Raw genomic sequence first — 15,656 nt, 5'->3', positions numbered from 1 at the left:
TATCAAGGTTCTTAACTGACTGTCTCTCAGACAGCTCGTTTACTTTATCACATTCATCAGTGCTTGTCAAGTACTTTTTTCAAGTTTTTTCGAAGCTTTTTTGATGTTTGTGCGTCGCTCTCAGGCGACTTGTTTACTCTATCACATCCTCACCGGATTGTCAACAACTTTTTTTGCTTTTTTCAAAACATTTCAAATTGTTTATTCAGAAGAAACAATTCTTCGTGACAGCTCAGTTAGAATAACACTTTCTAACCGGGCTGTCAACACATTTTTTGAAAAAAGTCAATTTATTTTTCCTATATCCTTTTTCCTTCTTTGACAGCAACCGCAATCGAAAGATCCGGCACATAATAAGGAATCAATGTTGCCTGCACTGCATGATAAAGATCCGGTTTGCCCGGCCATACAGTATTGCTCGGTACATTGTTACAATCCATCTGATGAAACCAGGAACCATTTTTATGATCCAGTACTTTTTCGTCCAGATATTCCATAAATCCAGCATAAGCATCGGCGTATTTCTGTTTTCCGGTAACATGCCAGAGCACTGCGGATGTATTGATGGCTTCTGCAAGTACCCAGTGCATCCTGTCATGGACTACCGGTTTGCCATTCCAGTCCGTGGTATATACAATGCCCGGTTCACCATCCGCATTCCAGCCGTCCTTCACAGCTCTGTCAAAAAGCTTCTCTGCCGACTCAATATACAAATCTGCTTTTTTATCATCTTTTTTATAAGTAGAAAGCGCCCACTGTATAATCAGTCTCGCCCATTCCAGTCCATGTCCCGGTGTTGCCCCATATGGTTTGAACTGATCATCCGGATGGTCTCTGTTACATTCCAGATCCGGTTTCCAGTCACTTGTATAATGTTCCGGAATCCTCCATTCATTATCGGCAGCCCAGCCGATCACATGTCTGATAATCCGTCCACATCTCACACGATACCTTTCGTCTCCAGTCACATCGGCTGCTGCCAGAAAAGCTTCTACTGTATGCATATTGGCATTTAAACCTCTGTACGAATCCAGCACGGTAAATTCTGTATTCCATGTATCACACGCCATTCCTGCTTCTTCATTCCAGAAATAGCGGTCATATGTATCCAGTGCATCCCGCAGTAATTCTTTGCCCTCCGGATATTCTGCCAGAACAGCATCTGAAGCAGCAAGAATCACAAATGCATGTACATAGCAGAGCTTGTTTTCTACATGTCCTCCATCAGGTGTAACCGATGAAAACCACCCGCCGTTTTCCTTATCCTTCGCCGCACCTCTCAGTCCCTTTATCGCGGCATCGATCAGTTCTTCGCTGCCTTCATGTCCCAGATATTTCCCGATTGTATAGACATGAGGCATCCTGCATGTCTCATATGTATCGCGGTTACGTATTTTCCATGGAGTACCATCATCTCCAAGATAATAGCAGGTCCCGTCCGGTGCCGGGAAACGATGTCCAAAGTTCAGCAGATTTTCTCGTATCTCCTTCAGAAACATTTTATTTTCTTCTGTGTCAATCAAATATTTTTGCTCCATAATTCCCCTCCCACATTCTTTATTTTTTGTGTTATACTGGGTTCTGTGATATTATATCACATTACTATAGAAGAAAGAGGTCGTTATTTTGAATCCATCCAATACAACAAATGCAGACAATCCTCTGGGAATTGCGCCAGTCGGCAGTCTTCTCGCCAAATTTGCGATACCTGCGATCATCAGTATGCTGGTCAATGCACTTTATAATATTGTCGACCAGATTTTTATCGGTCAGGGTGTCGGAATGCTCGGAAACGCTGCAACAAACATCGCATTTCCGGTCACAACGATTTCAACTGCTGCCGCACTGCTCCTCGGTATCGGCGGCGCATCCAACTACAATCTCGAAATGGGCGCCGGCAAAGAGCACAAAGCAAGCGAAATTGCCGGAAGTGCACTGACAACGCTTGTCATCACCGGTGTATCGGTTGCCGCGATCATTTTGCTTTTTTTGCATCCGCTGCTCGTTTTCTTCGGAGCGACAGACACAGTTATGCCTTATGCCACAGACTATGTAAGCATCATCGCCATCGGTCTTCCGTTTTTTACTTTGTCCGTCGGCGGAAACCATCTTATCCGCGCCGACCGCAGCCCTACGTATTCCATGATGTGTACCCTGACCGGTGCAATTATCAATACGATTCTTGACCCATTGTTTATTTTTGGTTTTAAATGGGGAATCAAAGGCGGTGCATGGGCAACCGTGATCGGGCAGGTTGTATCTGCAATCCTTGTCGTGATCTACTTTACAAAATTCCGTAAGATGTACCTTGACCGCAGCATGCTGAAGCCAAAACTTAAACACCTGCGTGCGATCACTTCGCTCGGACTTGCATCCGGTATCAATCAGATTGCCATTGCGGCTGTACAGATTGTTATGAATAACATTCTCCGCTATTACGGTGCCGCTTCTGTCTATGGAAGTGACATTCCGATTGCCTGTGTCGGCATTGTTTCAAAAGTAAATATGGTATTTCTCGCAATCTGCATCGGAATCTCACAGGGTGCGCAGCCTATCTGGGGATTTAATTACGGAGCCAGAAAATATGACCGCGTGCGTCAGACATACCGCTACTCTGCAACTGCCTGTACAATTATCGCCACGATTTTTTTCCTTTGCTTCCAGCTTTTCCCACACCAGATCGTCGGAATGTTCGGTGGCGGAAGTGATCTGTATTTTAAATTCGCCGAAAAATATCTGCGGATTTTTATGCTCCTGACATTTGCCAACGGAATTCAGCCAATGTCTGCAGGATTTTTTACTTCTATAGGAAAGGCCACTCTCGGTATCATCATGTCATTAACAAGACAGGTAATCTTCCTGCTGCCACTCGTTGTAATCTTTCCGATGTTTATGGGAATCGACGGAGTAATGTATGCCGGTCCGATTGCTGATACCGCGGCTTTTATACTTGCAGTCGTTTTTGCCAGAAAAGAGCTCGGTAAAATGAAAAACGCTTAACAGATATATTCTTCTATCTCTGTTATTCGATTTCCCCGGCGTTCTTTCCATATCATAAGATACAGTTTATAATCCAGGGAGTCACGCGCAATCGTGAAGGGTTCTTCACGTAAAATATCTGCGCGGATTCCTTGATTTTTTAGTTCTGACTGCCGCTTTTTTACTCTTGCAAGCACTTCCTGATAAGCTTTTTCTAAAGCCTCTCCCGGAAATCGCCTTTTATATCCTTTCGTTGCATCCTGAAGTTTTTGCGTCAGGTGATCCACAACCGCAGCATGTTTTGTTTTGTGAAGCATGGCTGCGATTCTTTTTGCCCGGAATTTTGTCGGACGTTTCCGATATGTCTCCAGCATTTTTTCAAAATAAACATCTCTGCACTCCACAGCAAGTTTTTTCATATAAATAATGGCTTTTTCTGACGGGATCCAGGGATTTTCCCGTGGCACGATATACTTTTCCGGGACAGCCGGATAACAGCAGTAATTTAACGGAGGAAATTCCACAAGCACCGACAGTTCTTTTTCCTCTTCAGTACAGTACTCTTCTCCAAGATAATCACGCTTGTCCCGCAAAATTGCCAGACGGTATTCCAGCTGGCGGAGATACTCATATTTCTTCACCCAGAAATGACCGGTATATGCATATTCATATAAATGTACTTCCAGATCAATATCTTCAAAAAACAGAGTCAACACTGTCGCCCCCTGTCTGACGACCATTACATACCCGTCCGCCTGCCGGTTCATCGTGGCCTGTAGCTGCCCTTGATATTCACTGTGATACTCTCCCGTCATCCGGGCATTTCGAAATACCAGAAAGCTTTCTGCTGCATCATTCATCAGATATACAAGTCGGATATCTCTGCCTCGTGTCCCCTCACCTTCTATTTTTGTTTCATCTGGCTGCACATTTTCCGGCAAAATCAGTTCAAACTGATCCTGTTCCAGCAATTGCGCCAGTTTTTTCAATGTTTCCTGTGTCATTTTTCCTGATACCTCTTAACTGATCTGCCATTTCACATGACTTCCGTTTTCATCCTTTGTGACGATCAGCTGATCTTCTATCTCCTGTTTCAGCTCCGATACATGGGAAATGATTCCGATCAGTCTTGATCCTTCCGCCATCTCCTGTAATACACGAACTGCCTGGTTTCTGGAATGTTCATCGAGCGAGCCAAAGCCCTCATCGATAAACATCATATCCAAATTGATGGCCGCTGAGCTCTGCTGGATCTGATCTGCCATGCCAAGCGCAAGGGACAATGCCGCCATAAAGGATTCTCCGCCGGAAAGTGTCCGTACTTCACGCTCTTTTCCTGTCACCGTGGAATACACCATCAGATCAAGACCTCTGTTTTTACCCTCACCGGCTTTTTTGAGATCATACATCCGAAGTTCAAACTGTCCTGCCGACATTTCCTGAAAACGTCGGTTCGCTGCATATAGGATTCTTTCCAGATAATATCTCTGTACAAAAGTTTCCAGATCCATTCGCGAACCGCTCACATTTCCGGATGTCATGCGGTACAGTGTATCGATCCGTGCATGTTCCTCTACAACTGCTTTGCGTTTCTCCATCCGCGCAGACAATGCGGTAAAAATTTCCTGATTGTTTTTGCAGTCCATTTTTAACTGATTGTACTTCTTTTCTGCCATTTGATAAACAGTTTCCGTCTCTTCTTTTTCTGCTTTTATCTTGTCAAGATCCGGTTTCTGTGCTTCGCCAATCGCCTCATTTGCTGCTTTTTTCTGCGCAATCGCTGCTGCTTTCGCTTCCCTGTACGCATTGACTGTATCTGTCAGTTCCTTTTCATCATCCCTGCTGTTTTCTTTCGCAAGCTGTTTCCACGCTTCCTCAGTCATCTGTTTCTCCTGCATAAAGTCCATATATGCAGCTTTTTTCACTGCAAAATTCTCCTCCTGCGCAGGTATTTCTTTCTGATATTTCGTGATCAATGTCTCCGCATTTTGTTTCGCAGATGATGCTGCATCGAGTGCATCTGCTGCTCTTTTGTAAATTTTTTCTGATGCCTGCTTTGCAATTTCTGCTTTTTCCAATGTATCAGAAGCTTCTTTTTCTGATGCAAACTCACAGGATGTGCGGAAACTGTTTAACTGTGCCGTATCTTCTGTAAGCTTTCTGGCAGCTTCTGTCTGTGCCGTTCGACAAAGTTCGAGTTTTTCTTTCAGTTTTCCGCGTTGATCATCCGCATTCTGAAGAAGTTCACGGATTTTTCCAAGTTTCTCCGCATCTTTTTTCAATGTTTTCAGTGAACGATCTATAGCGTTTTTCCAGATTTTAAGTGCTTCATTCATTTCGGATAATCCGGCATCTTTCTGAATCTCCGGAATGCTCTTTTGCATGCGGTTACGAAGTCTGCCGACCGCCTCCACAAAGTTCTCTTTTCTTGTCTCATACCTGGTCTTTGCCGCATGGGATTCGTTTGCCGCCTGTTCCTGTTTTGTACGGAGGTTTTCCACATCTTCTGCTATTTTTTGAAGTTTTTCAGGTGAGATATCCACATGATCCACCGCTCCTGCGAACGGATGTGGATGATCTGTCGAACCACAGACCGGACAGGGGATCCCCGGTTTCAGATCAGCTGCAAGCATTCCTGCCTGCTCATTCAGAAACATCTGCCGCATCTTCTCATAGCTGTCCTTATGTTCCTGATATTCCTTACTGGTTTTTGCATAAATTTCCAGTTTTTTCTTTGCTTTCGCAAGGCTTTCTCCCGCCTGATCGCGGATATCTGACACCGCATCCAGTTCCTGACGAAGACTTTCTGCTTCCTGACTTCCGGCTTCCCACCCCGCCAGCATTTTATCCGTATCCGCCAGTTTATCACTTTCTTTTTTCCACTCAGCTTCCTGTTTTTCCTGATTTTCAAGCGCAGTTTCCGCTTCTGCAAAATCCTTCTCTGCGTTCTCTGCCGCCCTCTTATCTGCTGTAATTTCTCTTTCTTTCTGCCTGATCGCATTGAGGATTTCACGGGATTTTCGCACTTTTTCGCTGATTATACTGTATCTTTCTATTTCCTGATTATACTTTTGGTGCTCCGTTTTTTCTGTTGTTTGTGTTGCCTTTAACGTTTCCAGAAGTTTCGGTATTTTTTCTTCCCACTCTTTCAAAACCCGGACACTGTCTGTCCATGTCGTTTCTGCTTCATGATACTGGTTATATTTTTCTGCGATTTCATAAACCGCACGGATCTGCCCCGCCAGCTCTTTCGCACGGATCATCTCCGGTTCCTGTGCCTCATATCTTTGCAGTTCTTCCTCTGCCTTTTCAAACTGAACAAACCATTTCAGAAGTTCTTCCGCTTTTGCAAGCTCCTCTCCCTTACTGGTCCGGGCACATTCCACTTCCTTATATGCGCTCTCTGCGATCTCAAGTTCCTTTTTCATCCAGTTACAGAGAGCTCCCAATCTGTCCATAAAATCAGCAAGTCCTGCCGTCTGACCTTCTTCAATCTGTCTCCTCGACTGCTGCATTTCTTTCTGAAGTTCATATGTTTCAGGTATCCGGATCCGGACAGCCTCAGTCTGGCACTGCGTCTTTAAAATCGCAATTTCTTTATCTTTTTCCCGCTTGCGGTTCCCCAGTTCCGTCACAATATCCTGATACATTTCTGTGTTAAAAAGCTTCCGGAAAATGACCTTTTTATCATCTGATTTCGCACGGAGAAGATCCATAAATTCCCCCTGCGCGATCATTGCAACCTGCATAAACTGACTCTTTGTAAGGCCCACAATTTCCTGCAGTTTACTGTCTGCTTCTTTGGACGGATATTCCATTCCATCCGGCACAATAAGGCTGACAGAACCTGTAATTTCGCGCTGTCCTCCCTTGCCGGCCCCTCTTGTAATCGGCTTCAGATGACGCGGAACACGACGTACTGTATAGATTTCACTGTCTGCGTTATTACCCTCCGAAAAGGTAAGCTCCACGAAAGGTTCTTTTGCAAAATCGACATACTGACTCTGCAAAACCACACCCTCTTTTTTGTTTGCAGAGGAACTTGCTTCACCATACAGTGCAAACACGATCGCGTCAAAAATCGTTGTTTTTCCTGCTCCGGTATCGCCTGTAATAAGGAAAAGATTCTGATTTACTTTTTCAAAATCGATCAGGGTTTCCTCACCATAAGACCCAAATGCCTGCATTTTCAGTTTCAAAGGTTTCATGTTATTTCACCCCCTGAACAGTATGAAGTACATCCTGCAGAATCAACTTTTCTTCGTCATCGATCTCCTTCAGGAAAGAACAGCACAGTTCGTACGGATCCAGTAATTCTTCTTCCTGAATATTTCTGCTGTAATCTGCTTTTCGCTGATTTTCTCTGCGGATTTCAAGAAGATTCGGAAATGCCAGGCGGATTCTCTCCTGCATATCGATCACATCAAGATCAACTGTATCCGTCAGAATAACTGTCACATAATCCCCACTGGCTTCCCGTAATACTTCTTCCAGTGTCCCTTTTATGACTCTCACCTGATGCAGCGGTGTCAGTGGAAGAATCGTCATTTTTGTGCTTCCTTTTTCTTCCATTTCGACCATGACTACACCTTTTTGCTGCTGTGCCTCGCTTACGGAACAGGCAAGCGGTGTACCACAATAACGGTAAAATTCACTCCCGACTTTCATTGGTTTGTGGATGTGTCCGAGTGCTGCATAATCAAAATTTCCCAACACATCCACAGATACCTCATCAATATTTCCGACGGTGCGCATCTCAGAATCCATACGTTCAATTTCTTCTGCCTTTTTACCCGTCGGGAGATAAAACTGATGACTGACCAGCACATTTCTCTTGTTCTGATTGATGGTTTCACGATCGATCAGCCGATGCAATGTCTCATTATAAGAAAGATTATTTCCGTTTTTATCCGTACCTGTGATCTGTTTTACCATGGACGGTTTCACAAACGGAAGCAGATAAAAATTCACCTCTCCGTACGCATCATTCAGTGTTACTTTTTCGATATATTCTGACTCTGTACGCGGCGGCTGTCCCACCATATAGATGTTCTGCCCGGAAAGGACTTTGCGGAAACAGTTGACTCTCGGAGCACTGTCGTGGTTCCCGCTGATCATCATAATAACCGCATCCGGCACTGCTTCGGTGAGTCCGACCAAAAAACGGTCAAAAACCTCCACCGCCTCCGCTGACGGAACTGCCTTATCGTAAATGTCACCCGCAATTACCACCGCATCCGGCCGTTCCCTGCGCGCCAGTTCTGTAATTTCATCCAATATATATTCCTGATCTTCCCGAAGATCCCGGTTCATCAGTTTCAATCCTATATGCAGATCCGATAAATGAAAAAATTTCATACACAGCTCCTTTTCCAACAGAAGCAGCTCCATCTCAGCACTTCTGACCCATTATTTTCAATATGATGCCTCTGTAAACAGTTATCAATATCATACCATTTTCACAATTCAACTTCAATCTGGTTGGATTTTCTCTTTCAAACAGTTTTTATTCACTGTACGCAACAATCTGCAATATCTATTTTTAACTGTAAACTTTCTTTGTTCTCACAAAATCATATAACAAGGGGACTGCCTCGACAGTCCCCTTGTTTTTGTTTTATTTACTTTTCTTCAAAATCCTTGTCTGAAGCGGTGCCATGACTTCGCTTTCAGTTCCGTAGAGCAGTTCATATTCTGCCGGAACAGCAACGGTCTGTGGCTTACGCGCGTAGTTCTGGATGAAGAGATATTCTGTGTCATCACTTTCTCTGACTGTTACTGAAACACCTTCCGGAATGAATTCGACCGGGGATTTCAGTCCGGCTTCTGCTGCTACTCTGCCGTAGAAATCCTGATAGAATCCAAGTTCCATATCAGCGCATACATAGTATACGTGACCTTTGCCGAATGTTTTGTGTGTCAGTACCGGATATCCCTGATAGAAATCTTCGCCGTAGCGCATCAACACTTCTGCATCAGAAACTTCAACCAGTTCACAGAGATTTTTGCAGGTATATACATTACTGATTCCGAGATGACTTCCCTTCTCCGGAATTGCATGGTTTTCTTCCCAGTCATACAGCGCATCTATCTCTGCGCTGCGAATTCCGGTTACGTCCATCAGACCATATGGAGTTCCGTCAAGGAAACATTTGTCTGTGCCGTCTACCAGCCCTGACCAGTAGGAAAGTACCAGCGTTCCGCCGTTTTCTACGTAAGTGCGGAGTTTTTCTTCGTAGCCGTCCCTGAACATATATGCCATCGGAGCTGCCAGGACTTTGTAGTCTGCAAGGTCATGTTCCATCGCGATAATATCTACATTCAATCCCTGTTCTCTCAGCGCGCGGTAGTTCTTCTGCACATTTTCACGATAATGCATATCTTCATTTCGCGGTCCCTGTACATCTGCGATTGCCCAGTCATTTTCACGGTCATAGAGTACCGCTGCCTGAGACTTCATGTTAGTTCCAACCGTTTCCTGAATCTGTTCCAGAGCTTCTCCAACCTCTGTCACTTCACGGAAAACACGAGTATCATCTTTGCCGTAATGATCGATCACCGCACCGTGGAATTTCTCTGAAGCCCCCTGGCTCTGGCGGAGTTGGAAGTACAGAACACTGTCAGAACCGTGAGCAACTGCCTGCAGCGATCCTGCCAGAAGCATTCCCGGTTTCTTAAGTTTATTGATCGGTTTCCAGTTGGTTGCAGACGGACAGGATTCCATCAGAAAGAACGGTGCTTTCTTGATACTGCGCATCAGGTCATGCTGCATTGCCACATCAACAGCTGTAACATATTCTTCTTTTTTGTGCCATCCCGGGTAGTTATCCCATGACACAATATCAAGAACATCTTTGAATTTCTTGTAATCAAGACCGTCATAATCATACATCAGATTTGCGGTTACAGGCAGTTCAGAACCACCCTCACGGATTGCATCTACTTCATTTTTGATAAAGTCGATCGTCTGGTCTGTCACAAAACGTTTCCAGTCAAGTTTCAGAGCATGAAGTTCATTTTCACCTTTTGTGGACGGACTTTCAATCTGATCAAAACTGTTGTAGATATGACTCCAGAATGTGGTACACCAGCGTTTGTTGAGGTTTTCAATCGTGCCGTATTTCTCTTTCAGCCACTCTCTGAACTTCGCCTGACACAGTGGGCAGTGGCATTCACCGCCAAATTCATTGGAAATATGCCACAGCATAACTGCCGGATGTTTGCCGAATCTTTCAGCTAACTTCTTATCGATCGCATGGACCTTTTCTCTGTATACCGGAGAGGTGAAGCAGTGGTTATGTCTGCCGCCGAAGAATCTTCTTGTTCTGTCCGGGTCCATACGAAGGACTTCTTCGTATTTGTCTGCCATCCATTTCGGTCTTGCTCCTGACGGAGTTGCAAGAATGGTATGAATCCCCTCTTTATAGAGATTATTGATGATTTCTTCCAGCCAGTCGAAGTTATATTTTCCTTCTTCAGGTTCAAGAACAGCCCAGGAAAAGATCCCTACTGATACAGTGTTAATATGAGCTTTTTTGAAATATTCGATGTCTTTCTGAAGAATATCCGGGCGGTCAAGCCACTGCTCCGGGTTATAATCTCCACCGTGAAGATAACGTCCGTATTTAATCTGTTTAGCCATTTTTTCTCCTCTTAAAGTCCTTTAAATACAAAGGAAAATTCCATTTTTTTGTCGGTCTTCAGCAAATATTCTTCATGTGTACGAGCGCCCCAACTGTCATCACCGCCGATACCCATCTGATCTTTTGCTACACGTACAACCGTATAATGAACTTCCGGAAGCTCATATGGATGCATTGCATTTTCCATCTCATGTGGAGTATATGGAAGTGCGGAGAACATCATCGGTCCGTTGTGTTCATCCATCTCAAAGAGCATTCCTCTGCCCTTACGGTCAGTTACTTTTGCCCAGCGAACTTCTTCTTTTGCACCACATTCCTGTGGAACCATGTATCTTGCCATATTGTCTGCAACTTTGTTTGCATAGATACCGAGTTTTGCACCTTTTTTACGGTCAGAATAGGTTTCTGTCTCACCAAGTCCATACCATTCTACGCGGTCATAATCTGCATTGAATTTGAAGATCACACCAAATTCCGGCATATCTCCAAGTTCCTTGACAGGATCATAAGTAAGCGTTGTTTTTACTCTTCCATCGCCGAACACTTCATAGGAAAGCTTACATTCACTGGTCGGTGTAGTCGGCATAAGATATGTGTAAGTTACCTTTACAGTCTTCTCTGCAGTCTCAACCTCAGGCATATTTCCCGGGCCATATGGTCCCTTGCGGAAGTCTTTATGGCTTAAGTACATGCTGGCAAGTTTCCACTGTCCATAGCGCATTCCCATAAGATTTCCACAGTCGTTGTCAGTTGGTGCACGCCAGAAGTTTGGTTTCGGAATCGCCTCGATCATCTCTTTTCCGGCATATTTATAAGATGTCAGTCCACCGTTTAATACGGAGAAAAGCACTTCAAAATGGGCACCTCTGACACCGATATTGTGTGTGCTGCGAATCACTTCCACCCCTTCAGGGCATGCCTTTTTCGGTACTTCTACCTTGTATACATACTGTCCGAAAGCAACTTCATGTCCTGCTTTTGCCCACACTTTATCCTCTTTCAGATGGAATGAAACGGTTACTGCATATTCGCCTGCTTTCTCTTCTTTTGTAAGTGGAAGCGCATAAGTTTTTTCACTTAACGGAGCAACTGCTGTCGCAAGAGAAGCCTTGCGAATCACTTTACCATCCTTCGCAACCGTAACCTTGCAGTCAAAAATATCTGTATTCACAAACAGGTTCTTGTTGATGACTTTTACGCTGTCTGCGCTGACTTCTGCAGTGATGTTCTGGTAATTGAACTTCACTTCCTGCATCTTCGGAGAAGCATCTCTGTTTCCGCCGTATGCAATACCATTTCCACTGAAATTATAGTCTGTCGGACGTTCTCCGAAGTCACCGCCGTATGCCTGGAATTCTTTACCGTAGCGGTCTTTTTTGTAGATAGACTGGTCAATATAGTCCCAGATAAATCCACCCTGATACTTCGGCTCTGTATCTGTCAGATCTGTATATTTGTGCATTGCACCGCAGGAATTTCCCATTGCATGTGTATATTCACAGCAGACAAACGGTTTGGAATCGTCCTTTGCAAGGAACTCTTTAATTGCTTCTACAGACGGATACATCTGGCTTTCCATGTCACTGGTGTCATTGTATCTGCGATCATGGCAGACTCCTTCATAGTGGACCAGACGGGTCGGGTCTGCCTTATGGAAGAACTGTGACATTTCAAAGATATCCTTTCCTCCGAAGGACTCATTTCCACAGGACCAGATAAGGATTGCCGCATGATTCTTGTCTCTCTGATACATGGAGTTTGCACGGTCAAGCATCATATCCAGCCATTCTGGGTTATCGTGCGGCACAACGTAAGTGTAGTCTTTTGTAAACTCTGCGATATCCCAGGAACCGTGAGATTCCAGATTTGTCTCATCGATCATATAGATTCCGTACTCATCGCAGAGTTCATAGATCAAAGATGCATCCGGATAATGACAGGTGCGGATCGCGTTGATATTGTTCTGTTTCATAATCTTGAGGTCTTTGCGAAGCTCTTCTTCGGAGACATGACGTCCGCTCACAGAACTGAATTCATGACGGTTCACACCCTTGAATACGATACGTTTGCCGTTCAGTGTCATAATTCCGTCTTTCATCTCGAAACGACGGAATCCAACCTTCTGCGGAATCACTTCCTGAAGTTCACCGGACTCGTTATATACCTCCATTTTCAGATCATAAAGCTGCGGATCTTCTGCACTCCAGAGCACCGGATTTTCTACTTTCCATGCGTAGATTTCTTCGCCATCCAGTGCTTTTTTGTCTTCAATTACAGTCTCTCCATCTTTGGAAAGTGTAATTTTCACTGTACCTTTACCCCATGTATTTGTACGGATTTCAAGTGCTGCTGTACTTAAAGTTTCATCCGGAATTGCACGGATCTGAAGATCATAAATATGAACTTCCGGTACAGTATAAAGATAAACATCTCTGTAAATTCCGGAGAAGCGGAAGAAGTCCTGGTCCTCACACCAGCTGCTTGCTGTCCATTTGAATACCTGTGCTGCAAGTTTATTTTCGCCTTCTTTTACATACTCGGTCAGTTCAAATTCTGACGGTGTAAAAGAGTCTTCACTATATCCTGCAAACTGTCCGTTGAGCCATAATGCAATGCCGCTTTCTGCTCCCTGAAAAGAGATAAAGAGACGTTTTCCCTGCATTTCTTCCGGCACTTCAAAGTATTTTACATAGCTTGCAACCGGATTAAAATGCTCCGGAATCTCGCCCGGATGAATATCCTCATGGCCTTCCCACGGATACTGTACATTGGCATACTGCGGCGCATCATATCCTTCCATCTGGATATGAGCCGGTACACGGATATCATCCCAGTCTTTGCAGCAATATTCTTCTTTTTCGAATCCCGGAACAGCACTTCCATAGTTACGGGCATAATGGAATTTCCAGATTCCGTTGAGATCATAACGGAAGGAAGTTTCTTTTTCCTGTGCTTCCTCCCCATCTCTGTAATATGTATGGTCAGAATGTGCGTCCATTCTTCCGTCTTTGAAATACTGCGGATCTTTTACTAAAGAATAATCAAAAGTTTTCATTCTTATCCTCCTGTTGTTGTATTTTGCCAAAAAAGGATGCTGCATAATCTGTACGGGACATATTATGCAATATACCCACTGGACCACGCAGCATCCTTTTTTTAAATTTCGTTGTTGTAACACTCCCCGAATTACTTCATTGCTTCGCAATTCCGGTAATTCTGCAAACATTCGAAATCCGCTGATTTATTTAACCGCTCCGGTAATACCTTCTGCGAACTGTTTCTGCAGTACGAAGAATACAACCATTGTCGGGATGGAACAGAATAATACGCCGCACATCAGCATACCATAATCTGTTACATAACCTGTGATCAGGTTTGCGATCAACATTGGCATTGTCATTGCTTTGTTATCTGTCATGATTACCTTCGGCCACAGGTAAGAGTTCCATGCATTCATAAAGGTAATAACTGCGGCAGCTGCATATGTAGATTTCATAGTAGGAATGAACATCTGGAAGAAGATTCTTACTTCACTCAATCCATCAATACGAGCTGCTTCGATAATATCTACAGGGAAAGATCTTGCGTTCTGACGGAACATCATGATCATAAACGGTGTAGAAATGATCGGAAGGATAAAACCAACTGCTGTATTCAGAAGTCCTGCTTTAGAGAACATCTTGAATAACGGAACCATAGTTGCAACCTGCGGAACCATCATAGCAAGAAGCAGAATAGAAAACAGTCTGTCTTTTCCTTTGTCATGGTATACTTCAAATCCATATCCTGCGATAGAACAGATCAGCAGACAGATCACTGTAGTGAGGATCGCATAGAAGAAAGAGTTTCCAAGTGCTCTCCAAAGTGGCTGCTGTGCTGTCAGATTATGGAAGTTTTCCATGAAGTGGCTGCCCGGAATAATTCGTCCACGGGATACATCTGTTGATGTATTAGTTGCGGCTGAGATCATCCAGTATAACGGGAATACCGAAATAAATGACACGATGATCAGAAAAATATAGGTAGGAATCAATCTTCTCTGAATGGCTGATTTGTTTTTCTTAGTCACGTGTATCACCTACTTTCAAGTTGATAAATGCAAGTACGGCTACCATAATGAAAATGAGGAATGACATTGCTGATGCATATCCAAAATTCGGTACATTGATAAAACATGTATTGTAAACATAATGGGACATTGTAATTGTGGAGTTTGCCGGTCCGCCTTTTGTCAGGTTGACAGACTCATCGAACAACTGCAGTGTACCATTAATTGACATGATAAATGTCATGATAATTGTCGGTTTCAAAAGCGGAACGGTAATCTTCCAGAATGTTTTCCAGCCGTTCGCACCATCAATCTTAGCCGCCTCATATACAGAATATTCGATATTCTGCAGGCCTGCCAGATAAAATACCATGTTATATCCTGTCCATCTCCAGATCAGTGCAAGGATGATCACAATCTTGGCACTGGTCGAGTTACCCAGGAAGTTATAACCTGTCGATAAAATTCCAAGTCTGATCAGAATACTGTTGATCAGACCATCTGTAGCAAACATGGAACGGAAAATCAGGGAATAGGAAACCAGAGATGTTGCACATGGAAGGAATACACATGTACGGAAAAATCCTCTGAATTTCAGGTCTTTGTTGTTCAGAAGCTGTGCCAGAAGAATCGCAAGCACGAGCATGATCGGCACCTGAATGATCAGGTAAAGGAAAGTATTTACAATAGACTGCTGAAATACTTTATCTGCCAGAATACGTTTGTAGTTACTGAAAATTGGCTCTGCAAATCTCATATTTGCGCCAGCGCCCGTCTGTAAAGAAATGATGAACGCACGAATCATCGGATAAAAGCTCATAACTGCGATCATGATAGACGCAGGTGCAAGGAATAACCAGCCTGCAGCTCTCTGTTTCGCAACCAGAGTCATGCCTTTTTTCTTGGAATTCACAGGAACTCCCCCTTTCAAAACTTCAACGTAAGACAGGGGACTGCAAGCAGTCCCCCGCGCTCACTTTACTTAC

Annotated in this window: 9 protein-coding genes; 1 reads left to right on the top strand and 8 read right to left on the bottom strand. The window is 44.0% G+C overall.

All coding sequences use genetic code 11. The features are described 5' to 3' along the window. Positions 1-299: 299 nt before the first annotated feature. Positions 300-1,538, bottom strand: a complete 1,239-nt coding sequence (locus H8Z79_RS16030; protein ID WP_118050706.1) for an AGE family epimerase/isomerase — start codon at positions 1,536-1,538, stop codon at positions 300-302. Positions 1,539-1,626: 88 nt separating this feature from the next. Here H8Z79_RS16030 and H8Z79_RS16025 point away from each other — a divergent pair, with 88 nt between their 5' ends. After that, positions 1,627-3,000, top strand: coding sequence for an MATE family efflux transporter (locus tag H8Z79_RS16025; protein WP_243008174.1), 1,374 nt, complete (start codon positions 1,627-1,629; stop codon positions 2,998-3,000). On the opposite strand, the gene H8Z79_RS16020 is transcribed toward H8Z79_RS16025, so the two are convergent. The 7 genes from H8Z79_RS16020 to H8Z79_RS15990 form a co-directional block, all read right to left on the bottom strand. Further along, positions 2,997-3,983, bottom strand: coding sequence for a DUF3878 family protein (locus H8Z79_RS16020; RefSeq protein ID WP_118049774.1), 987 nt, complete (start codon positions 3,981-3,983; stop codon positions 2,997-2,999). The genes H8Z79_RS16025 and H8Z79_RS16020 overlap by 4 nt on opposite strands. A gap of 15 nt (positions 3,984-3,998) precedes the next feature. Next, positions 3,999-7,187 (bottom strand): AAA family ATPase, encoded by a 3,189-nt coding sequence (locus H8Z79_RS16015; RefSeq protein ID WP_187002940.1) that lies wholly within the window; start codon positions 7,185-7,187, stop codon positions 3,999-4,001. Position 7,188: 1 nt separating this feature from the next. Beyond that, a complete protein-coding gene (locus tag H8Z79_RS16010) occupies positions 7,189-8,337 on the bottom strand; it encodes an exonuclease SbcCD subunit D (protein WP_225877039.1) in 1,149 nt (382 codons plus the stop codon). 259 nt (positions 8,338-8,596) lie between these two features. Then, the gene (locus H8Z79_RS16005) at positions 8,597-10,621 is read right to left on the bottom strand and encodes a beta-galactosidase (RefSeq protein WP_187002938.1); all 2,025 of its coding nucleotides are present in this window, start codon (positions 10,619-10,621) and stop codon (positions 8,597-8,599) included. 11 nt (positions 10,622-10,632) lie between these two features. Further along, positions 10,633-13,677 carry a glycoside hydrolase family 2 TIM barrel-domain containing protein gene (locus H8Z79_RS16000; RefSeq protein ID WP_187002937.1) on the bottom strand — a complete coding sequence of 1,015 codons (3,045 nt, stop codon included), beginning with the start codon at positions 13,675-13,677 and terminating at the stop codon, positions 10,633-10,635. A 186-nt stretch (positions 13,678-13,863) separates the two neighbouring features. Next, positions 13,864-14,691, bottom strand: a complete 828-nt coding sequence (locus tag H8Z79_RS15995) for a carbohydrate ABC transporter permease (RefSeq protein ID WP_182001955.1) — start codon at positions 14,689-14,691, stop codon at positions 13,864-13,866. After that, positions 14,684-15,583: a carbohydrate ABC transporter permease gene (locus H8Z79_RS15990; protein ID WP_118041428.1), complete on the bottom strand. Its 900-nt coding sequence runs from the start codon at positions 15,581-15,583 to the stop codon at positions 14,684-14,686. Before H8Z79_RS15990 ends, H8Z79_RS15995 begins: the two co-directional genes overlap by 8 nt. Between the last annotated feature and the right edge of the window lie 73 nt (positions 15,584-15,656).

The organism is Blautia intestinalis, from assembly GCF_014297355.1.
Classification (GTDB): domain Bacteria; phylum Bacillota; class Clostridia; order Lachnospirales; family Lachnospiraceae; genus Blautia_A; species Blautia_A intestinalis.
The sequence above is the reverse complement of the archived record's forward strand: the minus strand, read 5'-3'. Positions and strand labels throughout refer to the sequence as shown.

Excerpts from the sequence above, each read along its gene's own strand:
- H8Z79_RS16000 (WP_187002937.1), bottom strand. The coding sequence starts at position 13,677 with ATGAAAACTTTTGATTATTCTTTAGTAAAAGATCCGCAGTATTTCAAA.
- H8Z79_RS16010 (WP_225877039.1), bottom strand. The coding sequence starts at position 8,337 with ATGAAATTTTTTCATTTATCGGATCTGCATATAGGATTGAAACTGATG.
- H8Z79_RS16005 (WP_187002938.1), bottom strand. The coding sequence starts at position 10,621 with ATGGCTAAACAGATTAAATACGGACGTTATCTTCACGGTGGAGATTAT.
- H8Z79_RS16030 (WP_118050706.1), bottom strand. The coding sequence starts at position 1,538 with ATGGAGCAAAAATATTTGATTGACACAGAAGAAAATAAAATGTTTCTG.
- H8Z79_RS16020 (WP_118049774.1), bottom strand. The coding sequence starts at position 3,983 with ATGACACAGGAAACATTGAAAAAACTGGCGCAATTGCTGGAACAGGAT.
- H8Z79_RS16015 (WP_187002940.1), bottom strand. The coding sequence starts at position 7,187 with ATGAAACCTTTGAAACTGAAAATGCAGGCATTTGGGTCTTATGGTGAG.